The organism is Duganella sp. S19_KUP01_CR8, assembly GCF_036688705.1.
Taxonomy (GTDB): domain Bacteria; phylum Pseudomonadota; class Gammaproteobacteria; order Burkholderiales; family Burkholderiaceae_D; genus Rugamonas.
In genome coordinates this window covers 1-19,830 of record NZ_JAQQPR010000027.1, presented here as the reverse complement: position 1 = coordinate 19,830, position 19,830 = coordinate 1, and the positions used below count along the sequence as shown (strand labels likewise).

The window sequence follows — 19,830 nt, the reverse complement described above, 5'->3', positions numbered from 1 at the left end:
TCAGGCTCCCGCGGCCATGGCCAGCTGCGGCGCCGCCGGTTCCTGCAGGCCGTGCAGCTGCCAGTAGTGGCGGAAGGCGGCGTCGATATTGCTGCGCAGCGTGCGGTTGTCCCAGGGCTTGGTGTAGAAACGGTACAGGGCGCCGCGGTTGATCGACTCCATGATGGTGTTCAGGTCGGTGTAGCCGGACAGGATGATGCGGAAGGTGTCCGGGTACATCTGCTTGATCTTGTCGAGCAGTTCGGTGCCGCTCATTTCCTCCATGCGCTGGTCGCACAGCACCAGTTGCACCGGGTATTGCGCCAGCAGCGCGAAGGCCTGGGCCGCGCCGTTGGCGGTCAGCACGCGGTAGCCGTCCTGGCGCAGCAGGCGCTGCAGGGAGGTCAGCATGTGCGGCTCGTCGTCGATGATCAGCAGGGTGCGCTCGGGGGCGTCGCCGGCGTCGGCCGGCAGGCGCAGGCGGATGTCGTCGCGCAGCATTTGGTCCAGCTGCGCCGCCGGCAGCGGCCGGCTGAAGTAATAGCCCTGGATCTGGTCGCAGCGGTGGCGTCCCAGGTAGGCCAGCTGGGCCGCCGTCTCCACGCCTTCGGCCACCACCTCCAGCTTCAGGCTGTGCGCCATGGCGATGATGGCGTCCACCACGGCGGCGTCGTCGGGATTGCTGGTCACTTCGCGGATGAAGGCGATGTCGATCTTCAGCGTGTCGACCGGGAAGCGCTTCAGGTAGGCCAGGCTGGAATAGCCGGTGCCGAAGTCGTCGATGGCGATGTGCACCCCGCTCGCGCGCAGCGCGGCCAGGGTGGCGGCGGTGCGGCCGATGTCGTCCATCAGCGCGCTCTCGGTCACTTCCAGCGACAGCAGGCCGGGGTCGATGCCGTGGCGGGCGATGGCCTCGGCCACGGTCTGCTCCAGTTTGGTGTCGGCGAACTGGCGGCTGGCGACATTGACGGCCACCGGCAGCGGGCCGTTGGCGTGCGGCGCCCAGGCGGCGATCTGGCGGCAGGCCTGGTCGATGGCCCAGGCGCCGACCGGCACGATCAGGCCGCTGCGCTCGAGCAGCGGGATGAACTCGGCCGGCGACACCAGGCCGTGGCCGGGCCGGTTCCAGCGCAGCAGCGCCTCGGCGCCTATCATGCGGCCGGTGCCGATCTGCACCTTGGGCTGGTAGTACAGTTCGAACTCGCCGCGCTCGCTGGCCAGGCGCAGCGCGTGTTCCAGCTGGTAGCGCGTCTGCGCCTGCAGGTCCATGGCGTCGGTGAAGTAGCAGCAGTGGTCGCGCCCTTCCTGCTTGGCCTGGTGCAGGGCGATGTCGGCGTAGCGCAGCAGCGTGCCGACGTCGTCGATGTCGGACGGGCAGGCGGCGATGCCGATGCTGACCGTCATCGTGGTCTGGCCGCCGGGCAGGTCGAACGGCTGCTGCAGCGCCTCGCGGATCTGGTCGGCGACCGCGCCGGCCTGTGGCAGCTGGGCCGGCAGCAGCAGCGCGAATTCGTCGTTGCCCAGGCGGCCGATGGTGGCGGGCGGCGGCGCCAGCTGGCCCAGCCGTTTGGCGAACTGGCACAGCAGGGCGTCGCCGGCGGCGTGGCCCTGGCTGTCGTTGATGGCGGTGAAGCCGTCCAGGTCGACCAGCAGCAGGGCGCTGGCGCGCGGCCAGGCCGCCGCCAGCTGCGGCACCATGGTCTGCGCAAACAGCTGGCGGTTGGGCAGGCCGGTCAGGTGGTCGTGGCCGGCCATGCGCAGGCCGTAGTTGCGGCTGCGGGTGTAGAGCAGCCGCACTTCCAGCATATTGCGGATGCGCGACAGCAGCTCGTCGTAGTCATAGGGCTTGCAGATGAAGTCCTTGGCGCCGGCCTTGAGCGCGCGCAGCTTGTAGTCCGGCTCGGCGGACACCACCAGCACCGGCAGGTATTGCTCGACCTCGATCTGGCGCAGGCTGTCGAGCACTTCGAAGCCGTCCATGTCCGGCATGTTCAGGTCCAGCACGATCAGGTCGTAGTGGTGCAGGCGGTGCATGGCGGCCACCGCCGGCGCGTCGCTGGTGCTGCTGACGTTGGTGTAGCCGGCGCTGGCCAGCACGTGCTCGAGCAGCGTCAGATTGAGCGGCTGGTCGTCGACGATCAGGATCTTGGCGGCATGCAGTGGGGTGATCGAGTTCATGGCCGTGGGCCTCCGGTGAAGGGCGCCGCCGCCTGGCCGCAGGCCAGGCTGATGGTGTCCAGTAACAATTGATCGTTGACGGGTTTGCTCAGATAGGCCAGCGGCCGGTGCTGTTGCGCCTGCGCCTGTTCGGCCGGGGTCGGGTGGCCGGTGAGGATGATGACGCCGACTTCGGGCGCCTGCGCGGCCAGCCGGGCCTGCACTTCCAGCCCGGACAGGCCCGGCATGTGCACGTCCAGCACCACGCAGCAGGGGCGGCCGCCGTCCAGCGCGGCCAGGAAGTCGGCGCCGCCGGCGTAGGCTTGGGCCGGGACGCCGGCCGAGCGCAGCAGGCGCAGCAGCGCGCGCCGTATCGCGTCGTCGTCGTCTACTACAGCCACCCAGGGAAGTGAGGTATCCATGACTGCACAATAGCCCGGCGGCAACGGCGCGGCTATTGGACCTTGGGCCAATACGGCTGGCTAGCCCAGGCGCGCGCGGTCGACCAGCCGCACCAGCGCCGTCACCGAGCGCACTTGCATTTTCGCCATCACGCGCGCGCGGTGCACCTTGACGGTTTTCTCCACCGTGCCCAGCGCGGCCGCCACCTGCTTGTTGAGCAAGCCTTCGATGATCAGGTGCAGCACCTCGGTCTCGCGCGGGGTCAGCGTGGCCAGCCGCTGGCGGATCTCGTCCAGCTCGGCGCCCGCGCTGCGCGCCTGGCGGTGCTGGGCCAGTGCCGCGTGGATGGCGGCGATCAGCCGTTCGTCGTCGACCGGCTTGGTCAGGAAGTCGGCCGCGCCCAGCTTCATGGCGCGCACGCCGGTGTCGATGTCGCCGTGGCCGGTCAGGAAGATGATGGGCAGGGTGCTGGCGCGTGCGGCCAGCGCCTGTTGCAGCGCCAGGCCGTCCATCTCCGGCATCGACAGGTCCAGCACCAGGCAGCCGCCGGCGCCGTCCGCCGCCAGCGCGTCGAGGAAGGCGCGGGCGCTGGCGTAGGGCTGCACCGCGAAGCCGGCCGCGCCCAGCAAGCGCGCCAGCGCCTTCAGCACGGCCGGCTGGTCGTCGACCAGGAACACCCTTTGCTCGCCGCTCATTGCGCGCCCTCGGCCAGCGGCAGGCGCAGGTGGAAGCTGGCGCCGCCGTCCGGGTTGTTGTGCGCCCACAGCGTGCCGTGGTGGGCGGTGGCGATGCTGCGGCAGATCGACAGCCCCAGCCCCATGCCGCGCGCCTTGGTGGTGTAAAAGGGATCGAAGATATGCGCCAGGATGTCGGGCGCGATGCCGGCGCCGCGGTCGATCACGCTGAACTGCACGGCATCGCCGTCGCGCGCGCAGCGCAGCACGATCACGCCGTCCGGCACTTGCGGCGCGGCCTGGGCGTCGCAGGCGTTCATCAACAGGTTGATCAGCACCTGTTGCAGCTGCACGGGATCGGCGCTGAGCGTCAGCGCTGGCTCGCCCAGTTCGGTGCGCACGGTCAGGCCGTGGTGGATCAGGTCGTTGCGCACCAGGCGGATCACGTCGTTCACCAGCTCGGCGGCCGCGAGCCGCTGGTGCGGCATGTCCTGCTTGCCGAACAGGCGCCGCAGGCGCTGGATGATGTCGCCGGCGCGCTTGTCCTCGTCGACGATGTCGTCCAGGATCTCGGCCACCTCGGCCAGGTCGGGCGCCGGCTGGGCCAGGAAGCGGCGGGCCGCCTGGGCGTTGCTGAGGATGGCCGTCAGCGGCTGGTTCAGTTCGTGCGCCAGCGCGCCCGACAGCTCGCCCAGCATGGCCACCCGCGCCAGGTGGGTGACTTCCTTCTGCTTCTGCTGCACCTCCAGCTCGGCCTGCTTGCGCTGGGTGATGTCGAGCGACACGCCGCGCACCCGCAGCGGTTGGCCCTGCTCGTCGTGCTCGATGCTGCCGTGCGAGCCTATCCAGCGCTGCTCGCCATCGGCCAGCAGCAGCCGGTATTCCATGTCGTAGCGCTGCGCGCCGTGCTGCGTGTGGCTGAGGGTGTGCAGGACGGCGGCGCGGTCGTCCGGGTGTACCTTGGCCAGCAGGTCGGCCAGCGTCAGTTGCTGTTCCGGCGCGAAGCCGAATAATGCGCGCCACTGCTCCGAGCACCAGATGTCCGGGTCGCGCAGCTCGCGGGTCCAGATGCCCAGGTGGGCGGCGTTGGCCGCCAGCGCCAGGCGCTGCTCGCTTTCGCGCATGTCGGCGCGGGCCTGTTGCACGCTGAGCGCGGCGTCGCGCAGGGCGTGGCCCAGCTGATTGGCTTCGCGGAAGTGCAGCGGCGGGATCGCCAGGCTGCCGTCGGCGCCGACCGCGCGCGCCGGCGCCACCAACGCCTGCACCGAATCGGCGATGCGCCCGCCCAGCAGCCACGCCAGCGCCAGGCCGGCGCCCAGCGCGGCCAGCGTCACCGCCACCAGCCAGGCCAGCGTGCGGTACAGGCTGGCCGTCAGCTCCTCGCTCGGAATGCCCAGCAAGGCGCTCCAGCCGGTGCGGGCCGAGCGGCTGTAGACCACGTAGACGTCCTGCCCGTCCAGCGTGCGCGTCGCCATGCCGGACTCGCTGGCGCTGGCCAGCTGCCGGCGCAATTCGGCGCTGACCTGGCGGCCGGCGTAGGTGTCCTGGTCGTGCGAGCGGGTGGCCACCCGGCCCCCGGTGTCGAGCACGCTGGCGCGCCAGTTGGGCGTCAGCTTTTGCTCGTTCAGCACGTGTTGCAGGCGTTGCGGCGTGAAGACGGCGTTGAGCGTCATGACGATGGCTCCGGCGCGCATCACCGGCACGCCGACCACGAAGATGGGCCGCCCGTACAACGGGCCGATGAACATGTCGGACACGCCCGGCCGGCCGCTGGCCAGGATGCGTTGCAGCAGCGGCGCCCGTCCCAGCTTGGCCAGCGGCGCGCCGTAAGGGCGGCGGGTCGACAGCAGCAGGGTGCCGTCGGTATCGATCAGGACGATGCTGTCGGCGCCCAGCTTGTCCACCAGGCCGGTGGCGCGCGCGTGGAAGCCGCGCAAGTCCTGGTTGAGCAGCATGTTCGAGGTGCTCAGCGTTTGCAGCGCCAGCTGGGTGCTTTCGATGTCGCGGTCGGTGGCGATGATGATGGAGCGGGCGCGGCTGACGGTGTTGTCGATCAGCTGCGCCCGTTCCCGCTGGTAGAAATGGACGATCAGGAAGGCGGTCACGATGACGACTGGCAAGATGCAAGCGATGGCCAGGAGCGCAAGACTGGCGCGCACGCCGGGAGCGTGGTGCCGGGTCGGGGCGGGCGCGGAGGTCATGGATCGCTGGGGGCTCTATCGGCGGCGTCGGGACGGCGGGAATGCCGGTCGATTGCGCTCGAGTTTGCCCGCAGACGGCCGGCAAGTCACGACAAATCGCGGCTTGATGTTGCCTGCCGGACTCACTATCATTTTCTACTTTTCCATAAAAAAATATTTCCTCATTCTACGGCCCGCGCGGTGCGGCTGGGACACCACGGTTTTGGGCTTTTGACGCATGGGGCCGCCATGCCGAACCTGCTATCATGATTTGGTTGAGAATTCTCATACATGGGTAATTCCGCTGAAGTAATCTTGCAACGTGGACCTGAGCACTGCCTGGAAAGGAGGCGATCGTGGAACCGACACAAGAGAGCGTACCGAATGATGGCGCCGGCGTTGCGCCGTCCGCCACGGCGCCGCCTGCGCCCGCGCGCACCCGGCAGACGCTGCCGCCCAAGGGCGCCTGCTGGTACTGCGACAAACCGTTGGACAATGTGCGCCGCTTCTGCGACAAGGAGTGCGCCGACGCCTTCGACGAGGAAAAGGAATATACCCGCTGAGTTCAGGCCACGTCCCTAGCCCGGGGCGGCGCGCAGCTGGACCAGCGCCGTCTCGAAATCGAACTGGTGGGCCGCGCTCGTCACTTGCGCGAAGCGCGCCACGCCCAGCGCGCCGGCCAGCACCGTGGCCGACTGCTCCAGCACATCGATCGCCGCCCCATCGCCTTCCTCCAGCAACCGCGCCAGGTGTTGCACCAGCATGCGCGCGTCCGGCGCCGGCGTATCCGTCGCTGGCCGCGCGTCCGCCGCCGGTGCTGCCGCCAGCAGCGTGTCGATCGCCCGCATCAGCTGCGCCAGCGCCTGTTCCAGCGGCGCCAGCGGCCCGGCGCAGGACGCCGCCTCCAGCGCCGCCGCCAGTTGCTGCACCTGCTGCGCCCCTATCATGCCGGCCGCGCCCTTGACGGTGTGGACGATGCGCACCGCGTCGGCGCGGTCGCCGGCCGCCAGCGCCGCGCCCACCTCGGCCGCCGCCGCGTGGTAGCGCTGCTGGAAGCGCCGCACGATGTTCAGGTACAGCGCGTAGTCGCCCATCAGCTGTTGCAGTCCGGTGGCCACATGCAGCACGGCGTCGGCGGGCGCGCTCATCGGGTGGTGAACGACCAGTTGCGCGTCACCGCCACGCCGGCCACCACGCCGCTGAAACTGACGTCGTAGACGGTGGCGCTCTTGAGCGGGGCCAGCGGCACGATGGCGGCGGCCGTCTCGGGCGTCTGGGCGTCGGCGGCGTGGCTGAGCAGGCGCACGTCCAGCGCGGCGCCGCCGCGCGGCGCCACCGTGAAGCTTTGCACCGTCACGCCGACGCCGATGCGGATGGTGTCGGCGTGGACGCTGATCGGATAGCCGACCTCGTTGCGTCCCGGCACCGGGTCGGGCGATTCGCTGTCGCTGAAGAAGTTGACCGGCACCCCGGTCTGGTTGGCGGCCGGATAGTTGACGATGCGGCCGGCGCCCAGGCCGGCGCCGTAGCCGCCGACGGCGGTCAGGTCGGCGGTGAAATAGGTGTAGTTGGCGCTGGTGGTCGCGGCGCCGGTGCCGATTTCCTTGAACACCGGCTCGAGCATCACGAAGCGGTGGTAGATCGCGGTGATCAATTCCTCCGCCTGGTAAAAGCCGGACGGGTTGCTGGTGGCGGAAATCACTTCGCCGATCGCGGACGGCGCCGGAATCTTGTAGCCGGCGCTGGTCAGGCGGCTGGACAGGGTGACGCCGGTGAAGCCGGGCAGGCCGGGCGTCTGTTCGTGGCTGACGGTGTTGTTCAGGCGCTGGTAGTTGGAATGACCCTGGGCCGCGGCGTCGATGCTGGCGTTGCGCGCCAGGATGGACAGGCCCAGCAGCGCGCGCCGGTAGTTGATCCAGTTGTAGCCGTCGAGCGCGGTGTTGCCGCTGAAGACGGGCGCGCCCGGCGCCTGGGTCAGGTCGGGCGGCGCGACGCTGGGGCTGCCGCTGGAGGACGTGCCGCCGCCACCGCCGCCGCAAGCGGACAAAAGCAGGCTCAACAGCGGGGCCAGCAGCAAGGCGGACAGCGCGGGGGCGCATCGACGGTGGGTCATCATGGAAACTCCTGTGCAGTGTGCCGCCGGGCCGTGGCCGGCTGTTGCAATTTTATGCCAGATTTCAGTCTGGCAGCACCCGGTATGAACAAGGAGGACGGCGGGTTAAAATGGTAAGCTTGCCGTTTGCTGTGCTCAGCGGCGCTTTTTTTGATTGCCCCAATTTGAAGCCTATACACCATGCGCGCGTGCGGCGCGCCAAGTTCGCCTTGCCCAGCCTGGTCACCCTGATGTCGATCGCCTGCGGCTTCGGCAGCATCGTGATCTCGGTCGACAACGCCCTGGTCGGGTCCGCCCATGACTACCGGCTGGCCGCCGTGCTGCTGGTGCTGGCCGGGGTGTTCGACGCGCTCGACGGCCTGGTCGCGCGCGCCACCAACACCGCCTCCGCGTTCGGCATGCAGCTCGACTCGCTGGCCGACATGATGAACTTCGGCTGCGCGCCGGCATTGCTGTTGTATTGTTACGGCTTCGTGCAGCTGGGCGTGGATCATCCGACGCTGTTGCGCGTGGGCGGCATCGCCAGTTTCTTTTTTGTGGCCTGCGGCGCGCTGCGGCTGGCGCGTTTCAATGTGAACGTCGGCCGTACCGATCCGCGCTATTTCGTCGGCATGCCGAGCACGGCGGGCGCGGCCTGCGTGGCCTCGGTGGTGGTGGCGTGGCCGGACCCGGCGGCCTCGGTGCTGCATGGCGGCCTGATCGTCGCGCTGCTGTTCGTGGTGGGCGGGCTGATGGTGACCACGGTGCGCTTCCCCAGCTCCAAGCAAAAGAAAAGCAAGGCCGCGCTGGTGCTGCTGCTGGTCAACCTGGGCTTGCTGGCCTGGCTGCAGTCCATGTACTTCGCGCTGTTCTTCGCCGTCTACATCGCCGGCACGCTGGCGCTGAACCTGGCGTGGCGGCAGGGCTGGCGCGGCATCGCGCCGCCGCGCGTCTATGAAGACTGACATCAACCCGGCAAGCCCTGAGCGATACGCTGGCCGTGCGGGGTAGCGTTACGCCACTTCGTGGCCGCGCGCCGCGCGCAGGATCTCGAACCACTGGCTGCGGCTCAGGCTGAACTGGGTCGCTTCCACCGCCTCGGCCACCGCCTGGATGCGGCCCGAGCCGGTCAACGGCAGCGGCCGGCTCGGCAGCTGCATAATCCACGCAAACACCACGCTGCCGAACGGGCGCCGCAGCTCGTCGGCCACCTTCTGGATCGCCGCCCGCACGCGGCTGCCGTCGGCGTCGTCGCGGCTGAACAGGCGGCCGCCGGCCAGCGGCGACCAGATCATCGGCGCCACGCCCAGGTCTTGCAGGCCGTCGAAGGTTTGATCGAACAGCGGCGCCACGCACAGCGGCGAGAACTCGACCTGGTTGGTCGCCAGCGGGATGCGGCGGTTCAGGCACTCGAACTGGTGGCGGCTGAAATTGGACACGCCGAAGTGCCTGACCTTGCCTGCCTGGCGCAGCTGCTCGAAGGCGCCGGCGATCTCGTCGAAATCCATCAGCGGGTCCGGGCGGTGGATCAGCAGCAGGTCCAGGTGGTCGGTGCCCAGCTGGCGCAGCGAATGCTCCGCCGAGGCGACGATGTGGCTGGCGCTGGTGTCATAGTGCTGGATGGTGTGCTCCGGGCGCGCCTCGTTGACCAGCTTGATGCCGCACTTGCTCACCAGCTGCATGCGCGCGCGCAGCGACGGTTGCAGCGCCAGCGCTTCGCCGAACACCGCCTCGACGCCGTAACCGCCGTAAATGTCGGCATGGTCGAAGCTGGTGACGCCCAGCTCCAGGCATTGCTCGATGAAACTGACGCGCTGCTGCGGCGTCAGCTGCCACTCGTTCATGCGCCACATGCCGGCCACGATGCGCGACAGGGTCAGCCCGCCTTTGCTGGTGACGATGGCGGGGCAGGTCAGGTCGGTCGGCGGGGCGTAGCTCATGGTCGCACTTTCAGGGGTGGTGGGAGTGACGGAGATTATAGCGGCAAGCTTGTACTTTAGTTACACCGACCTATGTTTGTCTGGCAATGAATTTTTGGGCAGGGGGCGTTTTTCGCCCGGTTTTTCATTGTATGATCGAAATTAATATACGGTGATGGAGGGTAAGCAAGTGGGCTTCTTATCGTTTCTAAAAACCAAACCGGAACCCGTGCCTGCAGCGGCCGGCGCGCCCGCCAAGGCGATGCCTGCTGCGCCCGTCTCTCCGCCTGAACCCGAAGGCGATCCCGAGGCGATCGTGGTGCGCGCCGAGATCGTCGACGAACGCCACCGCCTGTGCGGCTACCGTTTTTCCGTGCCCTTCGGCGGCAACCGCGCGCCGCTGCCGGAGCCGGTGTTCGTCGAGACCCTGGTCGCGGCCCGCCTGCCGCAGTTTGCCCAGAACCGCATCGCGTTGGTGCTGTTGAGCATGGACGCGGTGATCTTCAACCGCCATGCGCCGCTGGTGGCGCCGCACACCGTTTTCATGCTCGACCGCAAGGGCGCCAGCCTGCCGGTGGAGCAGATCGCCGGCCGCATGACGGCGCTGCGCGAGACCGGCTGCAAGGTGGCGCTGCGCGGCATTTCGCTGGACCCGGTCGACGCGCCGCTGCTGGCGGTGTGCGACGTCGCCATGCTGTCGCTGGGCGAGCATACGCTGGCCGACTTCCAGTCCCTGGTCAAGCAATTGCGCATGCGCTATCCCGACATGAAGCTGGCGGTCGATGGCGTCGAGACCTGGGACGAGCAGCGCATGTGCATGTCGTGGGGCTGCAATTACTTCATGGGCCACTTCCTGACCACCAGCGACAAGGTGGACCCGGACGCCAAGGTCGACCAGAGCCGCATGACCTCGATCGAACTGCTGAACCTGCTGCGCACCGACGCCGAACTGCCGGCCATGATCGAGGTGGCCAAGCGCGATCCCGGCATGACCTACCAGGTGCTGCAATGGGCCAACGCGCCGAGCAACGGCCAGACCACCAAGGTGACCAGCTTGCAGCAAGCGTTCATGGTGCTGGGGCGCAATCAGCTGTACCGGGGCTTGACGGTGTCGATGTTCCGCCTGGGCGGCGGCGCCAACCAGGCGCGCGATGAATCGCTGCTGGAAGTGGCGCTGACGCGGGCGCGTTTCCTGGAGACGTGCAGCAAGCTGCCGCAGGCGCAGCGCGACGAATTGTTCCTGGTGGGCTTGCTGTCGCTGTTCGATGTCCTGCTGGGCGTGCCGATGGCCAACCTGGTCGACAAGATGCATCTGTCGGACGATATCCGCGACGTCTTGCTGAACAGTGATGGGGTCTACGGGCCGTATCTGACGATCGTGCTGCTGCTCGAACGCGACAAGGTCGACCGGGCGCTGGAGATCGCCGAGAAGGAGGGGCTGGATATGGACGGGCTGGGCATGGTCGGCCAGGCGGCCTTCAAGTGGGCGCAGGAATCGATACAGCACACCCACGCCAACGACGATTAAACGATGTCGTTCCCGCGAAAGCGGGAACCCATAGGCAGCGTGCTCAGTCGCTTCAGTATGGATTCCCGCGTACGCGGGAATGACATTACTTCAGCCAGAGGCGGATCGAATCCCAGGCGCGGCCGAAGATCGAGGCTTGATCGACGGTTTCCAGCGCCACCACCGGCAATTCCAGCAGCGGCTTGCCGTCCACCATCATCTTCAGCGAACCGACGCGGCTGTTCTCGGCCAGCGGCGCGACCAGCGGGTCCTTGCGCTCCAGCAGCGGCTTCATCTTGGCGGCCACGCCCTTAGGCACCGTCACCAGCACGTCGTTGGCGAAGCCGATCTTGACCACGCCCTTCGAACCCTTCCAGATTTCCGGCGTGGCGATGGCCTGGCCCTTGGAGTACAGCTTGACCGTGTCGAAGTTCTGGAAGCCCCAGTTCAGCAGCTTCTGGCTTTCCTGCGTGCGCGACTGGTCGGACGAGGTGCCCAGCACCACCGACACCAGGCGGCGCTCGCCGGCGCCGTTCGGACGGTGGGCCGAGGCGATCATGCAGTAGCCGGCCGCTTCGGTGTGGCCGGTCTTCATGCCGTCCACGGTCGGGTCCAGCCACAGCAGGCGGTTGCGGTTGGGCTGGGTGATCTTGTTGTAGGTGAAGCTCTTGACCGAATCGATCTTGTAGAACTCCGGGAAGTCCAGGATCACGCGCTTGGCCAGCACCGACAGGTCTTGCGCGGTCGAATAGTTTTCCGGGCTAGGCAGGCCGTGCGGGTTGGCGAAGTGGGTATTCGTCAGGCCCATGCGCTGGGCTTCCTTGTTCATCATCACCACGAAGGCGGACTCGTCGCCGGCGACCGCTTCGGCCAGGGCCACGGCGGCGTCGTTACCCGACTGCACCATCAGGCCGTACAGCAGGTCGTTGATGCTGACCGGCGTGGCCGGGTCGATGAACATCTTGGAGCTGCTGGAATCGACCTTCCACGCCTTGGTGGAGACGTTGACCATCTGCTTCAGGTCAATTTTCTTGTCGCGCAGCGCGCCGAAGGTGACGTAGGCCGTCATGATCTTGGTCAGCGAGGCCGGCTCGATGCGGGCATTCGGGTCTTGCGAGGCGATGATCTGGCCGCTGGTGGCGTCCAGCAGCAGCCAGGATTTGGCGGCGATGGTCGGCGGCGGCAGGGTTTGGGCGACGGCGGAGGACATCAACATCACACTGGTGGCCAGTGCCGCGATAATTTTTTTCATGGGTTGCTTTATTCGGTGAAAAGTTAAAGGCGTAGCGATTATAGGGCCTTAGTCGGCCGCTGCGGTGTCCGTTTCCGTCTCGGCAACATCGGTGCTGCGGTGCCACAGCTGCGTCACCCAGCTCTTGATGTGCTGCAGTTTGCGGTGGAAGAAGTGGTCGGCGCCGGGGATCACGATCACCGGTATGTCCTGCGGGCGCAGCCAGTCCAGCACGTCGATCAGCGGGATGGTGTCGTCGTTTTCGCCGTGGATCAGGATGGTGTCGGCCGGGATGGCGGCCATTTCCCACTTCTTGGCGGCGGCGCCGACCAGCACCAGGCGCTCGGCCGGCGTGCCGGCGGCGGCCAGGCGCTGCGCCAGCTGCGATTGCACGAAGGTGCCGAAGGAGAAGCCCGACAGCGCCACCGGCAGGCCCGGATACTTGGCCGTCATCCAGGCGTGCAGCACGGCCATGTCGTCGGTCTCGCCGTGGCCGTGGTCATGCACGCCCTCCGAGGCGCCGACGCCGCGGAAGTTGATGCGCGCCACCACGTAGCCCAGGTTGACGAAGGTGCGCGCCAGCGTGACGGCGACCTTGTTGTCCATGGTGCCGCCGTACAGCGGATGCGGATGGGCCACCAGCGCGACGCCGCGCGGTGCGCTCTTTGGATAGTCGAGGATGCCTTCCATTTGGCCGGCGCCGCCGGCCAGGGTGAATTTTTCGTTCTTGTTCATGGTTCTTTAGATTTTGAGACGGTCGACAACCTTGCCCTGCACCAGATGGGTGTCGATGATTTCATCGATGTCGCTGGTGTCGACGTAGGTGTACCAGGTGCCTTCGGGATAGACCACCAGCACCGGGCCTTCTTCGCAGCGGTCCAGGCAGCCGGCCTGGTTGATGCGGACATTGCCCTGGCCGTTGATGTTGAGTTCCTTGCAGCGCTTCTTGGCGTGCTTTTGCGCGGTCTCCGCGCCGTGGTCGCCGCAGCTGTTGCGGCCGTCGTCACGCTTGTTCATGCAGAAGAAGACGTGGTGTTTGAAATAGGGTGTATCGCTCATCGCTGTATCTCGGGGAAAGTTGTAGCCGCTATGATACCCGCTCAGGGCTTATTGAGCTTGTGTGAGGGCAGCCACAGGAACCAGACCGCGAAGAAGGGCCACAGCAAGGTCAGGAACTGGGCCGCGCCGTTGAAGTTGAGGAACTTGCCCTGCACCCAGGTCTGTAGGGTGGCGACGAAGTAGGGATTGGCCGGCGTGGTGTTGACGATCACCAGGCTCAGCAGCAGAGTGGTGACGGCCAGCCGCCGCTGCGCCACATGCGGCGCGAACGCCAGGCCGGCCAGCATGATGGCGCCGATCAGGAAGCCGCCCTCGGCGCCCGGCGTGACCCAGACGAAGGCGTTTTCCGGCGAGAACAGCAGCGCCGTCGCCAGCGCCTTGACGACGATGGCCGAGCCTATCATGGCGGTCACCAGCAGGCCGCGCGGGGCCGGCTTGCGCAGCAGGCACAGCAGGGTCAGCGCCGCGCCCACCATGCCGCAGGCGGTGATGATGGTCTCGGACAGCCAGTATTGTTCCACCGTCAGGATGGCGTCCGGCCGCACATAGCTGGCCAGGTCGATCTCGGTGTCGAGCAGCTGCGACAGCCATTCCGAAAAAATCGGCAGCAGCTGGCCCAGGCCGAACAGAAAGCTTTGCGGATACATCTGCGCCAGCGGCCACAGCGCCAGCAGCACCAGGCCCTGGCTGGCGTGCGGCGCGAACCAGGCCTGGCGCAGGCGCTGCAACTGGCTGCGGTCCAGCAGGCGGCGCACGGTCAGCACGCCGACCACGGCGCCCAGCGCGCAGCCGGCGGCGTTGGTGTAGAAGTCCAGGTTGGAGGACACGCGGCTGGGCAGGTAGGTCTGCACGCCCTCCATCAGGCCCGAGATCAGCACGCCGCCGGCGGCCGCCATCAGCCAGGCCGCGATGCCCTTGAAGCGCGGGTACAGCGAGTAGACGATCAGCGTCCCCAGCGGCATGTAGCCGAGCACGTTGATGATGGCGTCGAACTTGGTCCAGTAGCGCGGCATGCTGGTGTTTTCCAGGAAGATCAGCGGCGACAATCCCTGGTTGTGCCAGCCCGAGAACGGGAACCAGCTGGCGTAGACGATCAGCAGCACATAGGCCAGCAGCGCCGCCCGCGTGAAGGGCGACGGCTTGCTGGCCGGCTCCGGCGCTGGCGGAGGCGGCGTGAGGGTGGTGGTCTCCGTCATTCCTACTGCGGCGGCAGCGCCGTCAGCCATGCCAGCACATCGGCGGTGACGGCGTCGGTGGCGGCGGCCAGCGCGTGGGCGCCGCCGGCGGCGTCCGGGCTCGGGGCCGGGCTACTGCGGCTGAAGGTCTTCTGGTCCACCAGCTTGTGATTGCGGAACAGCGAGGCGCGCAGGCTGATGATGCCGGCGCTGCTGGTGGCGCTGTCGAAGTTATGCGCGAAGTCGTTGACCTCCATGCGCAGCACGGTCGGGCTGGCGGCGGCGTCGGTGGTCGACAGCACCTTGACGCCGGCTTGCGCGATGCGCGCCTTCATGCGCTGGGTCATCAGCTGGAACGGCGTGGCGGTCCACTGGTTGTAGGCGTAGGGGCGCGACTGGCGCGCGTCGGCGTACAGCAGGCGGTATTGCATGCGTTCCGTGTCCAGCGCTGCCGGGCCGACGATATCGGCCACGATCACTGAGCCGATGGCGGCCGGCGCCTGCGCCGGTGCCGGAGTTTGCGGCAGCGGGCCGAAATCGTACTGCGCGGTCGACTGGCCCTTGCTGGCGCAGGCGCCCAGCAGCACGCCGATGGCGGCGACGAGGATGGCGTTGCGGATGGCGATGGTCATCTCAGTAATCCTTATTTGGACGAGGCGGAAAAGCCTTCTTCGCCGGGGCCCGGCGGCGTGCCGGGCGAACCGAAGATCAGGCTTTGCGGACGGTCGTTAATCTTGTTCATGGTCTTGCGCAGCGCGCGCATCGAGGCCTTGGTGTCGTCGGACAGCGAGTTCACCTGCGGCAGCGTGTCGAGTTCTATGCCGCCGGCCACCGCGTCCACCGAGCTGCCGATGCGTTCTGCGGTGGCGGCGATGCGGGCGATCGGACCGTCCGGCGCTTGCAGGGTTTTCACCAGGCGGTCGGAATCGTTGGCCAGCGTGTTGAAGGAGCTCAGTGTGCGCTGCGTTTGTTCGGTCAGCGCCGGCAGCCTGGCGATGGTCGGCTCCAGCTTGGCCGGCAGTTCGCGGTAGGCGTTGGCGGTGGCGCTGACGTCGGCGAAGGCGCCGATGATGGTCTTCTGGTTTTCAGGGCTGAGCAGGTTGTTCAGCTTGCGCGTCACTTCTTCGGACTGGGTCAGGATTTCCTTGCCGCGTTTTTCCAGCTGGTCGAAGAAGCCGGCGCGCAGCGGTATGCGGGCCGGGTTGTCGCTGTTGGTCGCCAGCAGCGGCGAGCCGACCTTGTCGTCGTCGAGCTGGATGAAGGCGATGCCGGTCACGCCCTGGTAGCCCAGCGTGGCGAAGGTGGTCTTGGTGATCGGCGCGTCGGTGTTGATGTTGAGGGTGACCAGGATCTGGCCGGCCATCTTGGGATCGAAGGCGATGCTGGCGACCTTGCCCACTTCGAGGCCGCGGTAGCGCACCGGCGCCTGCGGGTTCAGGCCCGGCACCGATTGCGCGGTGGCGATGACGTAGGGCGCGCGTTCGACGCGGTCGCGGTTGAACCACAGGCCGAACAGGACGGCCGCGATCAGCAGCGTGAGCGTGAAGAAGCCGGTGGTGAGTGCGTGGGATCTGTTTTCCATCAGTGGGACTCCGTATTGGTTTTTTCGTCCAGCGCTTCCAGCGCGCGGCGGCCGCGGTCGCCGAGGAAGAACTCCTTGATGAACGGGTGATCGATTTTCAGCAGGTCGCGCAGCGGGCCAAGCGCGATCACATGTTTTTCGGCCAGCACGGCGATGCGGGTCGACAGGGCGAACAGCGTATCGAGATCGTGGGTGACCATCACCACCGTCAACCCCAGCTCGCGGTGCAGCGATTTGATCAGCGAGACGAAGGCTTCGGACAGGTCGGGATCGAGGCCGGCGGTCGGCTCGTCGAGGAACAGCAGCTTGGGTTCGAGCGCCAGCGCACGCGCCAGCGCCACGCGCTTGACCATGCCGCCGGACAGGTCGGACGGCATCTTGTTCGCGTGTTCGGGGCCCAGGCCCACCATGTTCATCTTCAGCAGCACGGCGTCGAGGATCAGGTCTTCGGGCAGCGTGTGCAGCTCGCGCATCGGCTGGGCGATGTTGTCGAACACCGTCAGCGCCGAATACAGCGCGCCTTGCTGGAACAGCATGCCCCAGTGATTGCGCAGCTGCTGCAGCTGCTCGGAGCCGATCTCGCTGATGTCTTCGCCGAACACGCGCACGCAGCCGCGCGCCGGCGTTTCCAGGCCCAGCATCTGGCGCAGCAGCGTGGTCTTGCCAGTGCCGGAGCCGCCGACGATGGACAGGATCTCGCCCTGTTCGATCTCCAGGTTCAAATCCTGGTGGACCACGGTGCGGCCGTACTTGGTCCACAGGCCGGTGATCTCGACGATGGGAACGCTGCCGTCCAGCGTCAGTTCGCCGGCGCCGGGACCGCAGGCTTTTTCGGGGACGAGTGCGTGACTGACCATCAGAACCCCACGCCGCTGAAGACGATTGCGAACACGGCGTCGGCCAGGATCACCGCGGTGATCGCGGTGACCACCGAGGTGGTGGTGCCGCGTCCCAGGCTTTCGGTATTCGGCTTGATGCGCAGGCCGAAGTGGCAGGACACCAGCGCGATCAGGATGCCGAACACCACGCCTTTGCCCAGGCCTATCATGTAGTTCGCCAGCGGCACCGCATCCGGCAGCTTGAGGATGAAGTACTGCGGCGACAAATTCAGTTCGACCTTGGCCGACACCATGCCGCCCAACAGCGCGATGGTGTCGGTCCAGATCACCAGCAGCGGCATGGCGATCGCCAGGGCCAGCACTTTTGGCATGATCAGGCGGAAGCCGTGCGAGATGCCCATGACCAGCATGGCGTCGAGTTCTTCGGTCACGCGCATCACGCCCAGCTGCGCGGTGATGGAGGAGCCGGAGCGGCCGGCCACCAGGATCGCCGCCAGCAGCGGGCCCAGTTCGCGGATGATGCTCATGCCGAGCAGGTTGACCAGGAAGATGTCGCCGCCGAAGTTGCGCAGCTGTTGCGCCGACAGATAGGAGAACACCACGCCGATCAGGAAACCGACCAGCGCCGTGATGCCGAGTGCCTGGAAGCCGGCATGGAAGATGTTCGCGGAGATTTCCTTCCACGGCCCGCGCATGGGCGCGCGCAGGAAGCGCCAGAATTCCTGCACCACCTGGCCGATCAGCGCGGTCAGGGCGATCAGGTGCTCGAAGAACAGCATCATCGCGAAGCCGAGCTTCATCACCCACGTCAGGCGCTGCGCGCGGGCGCGCGGCAGTTCGAGTTTGCCGGTGGTTTCCAGCCGGCTGAAGAATTCTTCCTGGCCGGGCGCCAGTTGCAGGTTGGCGGGACGGGTCTTGCCCCAGGCGTTCCACAGTAGTTGGGCGCCGATGTGGTCCATGCTGTCGATTGCCGTCAAATCCCATTTGACGTTGTCGGCCTTGAGGGTCTTGATCAGCGCGGTGATGGTGGCCATGGTGCTGCCCTGCGCCAGCGCGTGCACTTGCCACGTGCCGCCTGCGGCGACCGAAGGCCCCTTGGCGGCACCGGGATTGAGAGTGAGTGTGGGCTCTTTGGCAATAGGCATTTCGTCAGTTTAAGGGAGTTTCGCCCCGGCGGCTACCAATGGATGTGCAGCGGAGTGCGCTCCCGCACTCAGGCGGCCAGCCGGCGGGCCTGCCGCTTGGGCGCCGGCGTCTCGACCGGTTTCGGCTTGGCGCCCGCATAATCGCTGGCCAGCAGCGCTTCGGCGGCGTCCTTGTCCATGCCCTGGCTTTGCAGGTATTTGCACACCATCGCCACCAGGCGCTCCAGCGCGATGCGGTGGGTGGCGTCGGTATTGGCGTACAACCAGTCGGCAAACGCCATGAAGCGGCCGAAGGCGTCGTCGCCCAGCAGCACCGGCAGCGTGTGGCCGAAGCGGCCGGAGTTGGCCACCAGGTCCCAATAGCGGGCGAAGCGCACCAGGCGCTGCATGGTCGGAAAATCAATGTCGCGGTTGGCGAGGATGGTGTACGGCGCGTACGGCTCGAACACCAGGCCGAACTCCTGCGTGTGGCGGATGATGGGCGTGCCGCGCAGGCGCTTGAGGATGCCGAACTGGATCTCGTGCGGATTCAAGGCCCACAGCTTGTTGAAGCCTGCGGCGAAGCTCTCCACGGTTTCGCCGGGCAGGCCGGCGATCAGGTCCACGTGCATGTGGGCGTTGGAGTGGTCGGTCAGCCAGCGGATGTTGTCGGCGGCTTTCTGGTTGTCCTGCTTGCGGCTGACCAGCGTTTGCACCGCCGGGTTGAAGCTCTGGATGCCGATTTCGAACTGTAGCGCGCCGTGCGGGAATTTGCTGATGCCCTCTTTCAGTGCGTCCGGCAGGTGGTCCGGCACCAGCTCGAAGTGGGCGTAGACCGGGTCGTCCGGGTTGGCTTCCAGTTTATCGAGGAAGAACTGCATGATCTTCAGGCTGGTCTTGATATTCAGGTTGAAGGTGCGGTCGACGAACTTGAACAACCGCGCGCCGCGCGCGTGCAGCGACTCCATCTCCGCCAGGAAGTTATCCAGCGCGAACGGCCACGCCGTTTTGTCCAGTGCAGACAGGCAGAACTCGCACTTGAACGGGCAGCCGCGCGAGGCTTCCACGTAGATGGTGCGGTTCTTGATATCGTCGTCGGCGTAGAGCGAGTAGGGCAGTTTGATCTCGGCCATCGGCGGTTGCACGCCGGCGTGGATCTTCATCAGCGGCTTGGGGCCGTGAATGATCTCGCCGCACAGCTTGGGGAAGGTGACGTCGCCCCAGCCGGTAATCAGGTAATCGGCCAGCTTGACGATTTCCTGCTCGTTCGATTCATAGGACACTTCCGGGCCGCCCAGAACCACCACCACATGCGGCGCCACGCGCTTGAGCATGGCCACGACTTTGGTGGTTTCCTCGACGTTCCATATATAGATGCCGAAACCGACGATCTGCGGCGCATGCGCCAGGATGCGTTCGACGATCTCGGTGGTTTTCGCGCCGATGACGAATTCCTGCAAGCGGGTCTGCTCCTGCAGCTCTCCCATATTCGCTAATAGATAGCGCAGTCCCAGCGAGGCGTGGGTGTAGCGGGCGTTGAGGGTAGTGAGCAGAATGGACATGACGTACTTATGTTTCGGTGAAACCGCTATTTTACCCTTGCCAGCGTGGGTCCCCTTTGCTATAGTTCGCCTCCCCGCAAAACGGTGCACATGTTGCAGAGTGAAGCGGGGTGAAAAAGAGGGTTGACGAAAACGGCGAAACGCCTCATAATCTTCCTTCTTCGCAACTGACAAACACAACGCTTTGTCGCCGGTTGCAAGCAGTACCGAATTGAAGTTCTTTAAAAATTTACAGTCGATAAGTGTGGACGTTTGATGAAAGTGCACACGTTGCTTAGGCAGCGTGAAACTTAAAATATCAAATGTTCACAAGAAGTAATGAAATAGGCGCTATGAAAATAGTGGCCT

Annotated in this window: 19 protein-coding genes; 3 read left to right on the top strand and 16 right to left on the bottom strand. The window is 66.5% G+C overall.

Annotation, left to right across the window (positions count from 1 at the left end):
- The 4 genes from V6M89_RS23480 to V6M89_RS23465 are packed head-to-tail and all read right to left on the bottom strand — an operon-like array spanning position 1 to position 5,413.
- Positions 1 to 2,157, bottom strand: a complete 2,157-nt coding sequence (locus V6M89_RS23480) for an EAL domain-containing protein (RefSeq protein WP_332855458.1) — start codon at positions 2,155 to 2,157, stop codon at positions 1 to 3.
- On the bottom strand, positions 2,154 to 2,558 hold the full coding sequence (locus tag V6M89_RS23475; RefSeq protein WP_332855457.1) for a response regulator transcription factor: 405 nt from the start codon (positions 2,556 to 2,558) through the stop codon (positions 2,154 to 2,156). Before V6M89_RS23475 ends, V6M89_RS23480 begins: the two co-directional genes overlap by 4 nt.
- Before the next feature lie 60 nt (positions 2,559 to 2,618).
- Positions 2,619 to 3,233 (bottom strand): response regulator transcription factor, encoded by a 615-nt coding sequence (locus tag V6M89_RS23470; RefSeq protein WP_332855456.1) that lies wholly within the window; start codon positions 3,231 to 3,233, stop codon positions 2,619 to 2,621.
- Positions 3,230 to 5,413: a sensor histidine kinase gene (locus V6M89_RS23465; protein ID WP_332855455.1), complete on the bottom strand. Its 2,184-nt coding sequence runs from the start codon at positions 5,411 to 5,413 to the stop codon at positions 3,230 to 3,232. Before V6M89_RS23465 ends, V6M89_RS23470 begins: the two co-directional genes overlap by 4 nt.
- Before the next feature lie 335 nt (positions 5,414 to 5,748).
- Here V6M89_RS23465 and V6M89_RS23460 point away from each other — a divergent pair, with 335 nt between their 5' ends.
- Positions 5,749 to 5,955 (top strand): hypothetical protein, encoded by a 207-nt coding sequence (locus V6M89_RS23460; RefSeq protein ID WP_332855454.1) that lies wholly within the window; start codon positions 5,749 to 5,751, stop codon positions 5,953 to 5,955.
- A 15-nt stretch (positions 5,956 to 5,970) separates the two neighbouring features.
- Here the strand turns inward: V6M89_RS23460 and V6M89_RS23455 are convergent, their stop codons facing one another.
- Both V6M89_RS23455 and V6M89_RS23450 read right to left on the bottom strand, forming a co-directional pair.
- Positions 5,971 to 6,540 (bottom strand): Hpt domain-containing protein, encoded by a 570-nt coding sequence (locus V6M89_RS23455; RefSeq protein WP_332855453.1) that lies wholly within the window; start codon positions 6,538 to 6,540, stop codon positions 5,971 to 5,973.
- The gene (locus V6M89_RS23450) at positions 6,537 to 7,508 is read right to left on the bottom strand and encodes a CAP domain-containing protein (RefSeq protein WP_332855452.1); all 972 of its coding nucleotides are present in this window, start codon (positions 7,506 to 7,508) and stop codon (positions 6,537 to 6,539) included. Before V6M89_RS23450 ends, V6M89_RS23455 begins: the two co-directional genes overlap by 4 nt.
- Before the next feature lie 185 nt (positions 7,509 to 7,693).
- Between V6M89_RS23450 and pssA the strand changes: the two genes are divergently transcribed.
- Entirely contained in the window at positions 7,694 to 8,449 is a 756-nt protein-coding gene (gene pssA, locus V6M89_RS23445) for a CDP-diacylglycerol--serine O-phosphatidyltransferase (protein ID WP_332855516.1), read from the top strand.
- Between the two features lie 48 nt (positions 8,450 to 8,497).
- Here pssA and V6M89_RS23440 read toward each other — a convergent pair whose 3' ends face one another.
- Entirely contained in the window at positions 8,498 to 9,424 is a 927-nt protein-coding gene (locus V6M89_RS23440) for an aldo/keto reductase (RefSeq protein ID WP_332855451.1), read from the bottom strand.
- Positions 9,425 to 9,632: 208 nt separating this feature from the next.
- On the opposite strand from V6M89_RS23440, the gene V6M89_RS23435 reads away from it, so the two are divergent.
- A complete protein-coding gene (locus V6M89_RS23435; RefSeq protein ID WP_332855450.1) occupies positions 9,633 to 10,931 on the top strand; it encodes an EAL and HDOD domain-containing protein in 1,299 nt (432 codons plus the stop codon).
- Positions 10,932 to 11,016: 85 nt separating this feature from the next.
- Here the strand turns inward: V6M89_RS23435 and V6M89_RS23430 are convergent, their stop codons facing one another.
- The 9 genes from V6M89_RS23430 to V6M89_RS23390 form a co-directional block, all read right to left on the bottom strand.
- Positions 11,017 to 12,162, bottom strand: a complete 1,146-nt coding sequence (locus V6M89_RS23430; RefSeq protein ID WP_332855449.1) for a D-alanyl-D-alanine carboxypeptidase family protein — start codon at positions 12,160 to 12,162, stop codon at positions 11,017 to 11,019.
- A gap of 48 nt (positions 12,163 to 12,210) precedes the next feature.
- Positions 12,211 to 12,876: an alpha/beta hydrolase gene (locus tag V6M89_RS23425; protein ID WP_116994063.1), complete on the bottom strand. Its 666-nt coding sequence runs from the start codon at positions 12,874 to 12,876 to the stop codon at positions 12,211 to 12,213.
- Positions 12,877 to 12,882: 6 nt separating this feature from the next.
- Positions 12,883 to 13,200, bottom strand: coding sequence for a (2Fe-2S) ferredoxin domain-containing protein (locus V6M89_RS23420; RefSeq protein ID WP_116994064.1), 318 nt, complete (start codon positions 13,198 to 13,200; stop codon positions 12,883 to 12,885).
- Between the two features lie 41 nt (positions 13,201 to 13,241).
- Entirely contained in the window at positions 13,242 to 14,396 is a 1,155-nt protein-coding gene (locus V6M89_RS23415) for a VanZ family protein (protein WP_332855448.1), read from the bottom strand.
- 2 nt (positions 14,397 to 14,398) lie between these two features.
- Complete coding sequence (locus V6M89_RS23410) at positions 14,399 to 15,007, bottom strand: ABC-type transport auxiliary lipoprotein family protein (RefSeq protein ID WP_332855447.1); 609 nt, start codon at positions 15,005 to 15,007, stop codon at positions 14,399 to 14,401.
- Positions 15,008 to 15,018: 11 nt separating this feature from the next.
- A complete protein-coding gene (locus V6M89_RS23405; protein WP_332855446.1) occupies positions 15,019 to 15,957 on the bottom strand; it encodes an MlaD family protein in 939 nt (312 codons plus the stop codon).
- Positions 15,957 to 16,814, bottom strand: coding sequence for an ABC transporter ATP-binding protein (locus tag V6M89_RS23400; RefSeq protein ID WP_332855445.1), 858 nt, complete (start codon positions 16,812 to 16,814; stop codon positions 15,957 to 15,959). The genes V6M89_RS23405 and V6M89_RS23400 overlap by 1 nt, the downstream gene beginning before the upstream one ends.
- Positions 16,814 to 17,941 carry an MlaE family ABC transporter permease gene (locus tag V6M89_RS23395; protein WP_332855444.1) on the bottom strand — a complete coding sequence of 376 codons (1,128 nt, stop codon included), beginning with the start codon at positions 17,939 to 17,941 and terminating at the stop codon, positions 16,814 to 16,816. The genes V6M89_RS23400 and V6M89_RS23395 overlap by 1 nt, the downstream gene beginning before the upstream one ends.
- 68 nt (positions 17,942 to 18,009) lie before the next feature.
- Entirely contained in the window at positions 18,010 to 19,482 is a 1,473-nt protein-coding gene (locus V6M89_RS23390) for a B12-binding domain-containing radical SAM protein (protein WP_332855443.1), read from the bottom strand.
- Positions 19,483 to 19,830 lie beyond the last annotated feature (348 nt).

Coding starts and splice junctions, on each gene's coding strand:
- V6M89_RS23425 (WP_116994063.1), bottom strand. CDS start 12,876: ATGAACAAGAACGAAAAATTCACCCTGGCCGGCGGCGCCGGCCAAATG.
- V6M89_RS23465 (WP_332855455.1), bottom strand. CDS start 5,413: ATGACCTCCGCGCCCGCCCCGACCCGGCACCACGCTCCCGGCGTGCGC.
- V6M89_RS23400 (WP_332855445.1), bottom strand. CDS start 16,814: ATGGTCAGTCACGCACTCGTCCCCGAAAAAGCCTGCGGTCCCGGCGCC.
- V6M89_RS23415 (WP_332855448.1), bottom strand. CDS start 14,396: ATGACGGAGACCACCACCCTCACGCCGCCTCCGCCAGCGCCGGAGCCG.
- V6M89_RS23480 (WP_332855458.1), bottom strand. CDS start 2,157: ATGAACTCGATCACCCCACTGCATGCCGCCAAGATCCTGATCGTCGAC.
- V6M89_RS23410 (WP_332855447.1), bottom strand. CDS start 15,007: ATGACCATCGCCATCCGCAACGCCATCCTCGTCGCCGCCATCGGCGTG.
- V6M89_RS23405 (WP_332855446.1), bottom strand. CDS start 15,957: ATGGAAAACAGATCCCACGCACTCACCACCGGCTTCTTCACGCTCACG.
- V6M89_RS23450 (WP_332855452.1), bottom strand. CDS start 7,508: ATGATGACCCACCGTCGATGCGCCCCCGCGCTGTCCGCCTTGCTGCTG.
- V6M89_RS23420 (WP_116994064.1), bottom strand. CDS start 13,200: ATGAGCGATACACCCTATTTCAAACACCACGTCTTCTTCTGCATGAAC.
- V6M89_RS23475 (WP_332855457.1), bottom strand. CDS start 2,558: ATGGATACCTCACTTCCCTGGGTGGCTGTAGTAGACGACGACGACGCG.
- V6M89_RS23470 (WP_332855456.1), bottom strand. CDS start 3,233: ATGAGCGGCGAGCAAAGGGTGTTCCTGGTCGACGACCAGCCGGCCGTG.
- V6M89_RS23430 (WP_332855449.1), bottom strand. CDS start 12,162: ATGAAAAAAATTATCGCGGCACTGGCCACCAGTGTGATGTTGATGTCC.
- V6M89_RS23390 (WP_332855443.1), bottom strand. CDS start 19,482: ATGTCCATTCTGCTCACTACCCTCAACGCCCGCTACACCCACGCCTCG.
- V6M89_RS23395 (WP_332855444.1), bottom strand. CDS start 17,941: ATGCCTATTGCCAAAGAGCCCACACTCACTCTCAATCCCGGTGCCGCC.
- V6M89_RS23455 (WP_332855453.1), bottom strand. CDS start 6,540: ATGAGCGCGCCCGCCGACGCCGTGCTGCATGTGGCCACCGGACTGCAA.
- V6M89_RS23440 (WP_332855451.1), bottom strand. CDS start 9,424: ATGAGCTACGCCCCGCCGACCGACCTGACCTGCCCCGCCATCGTCACC.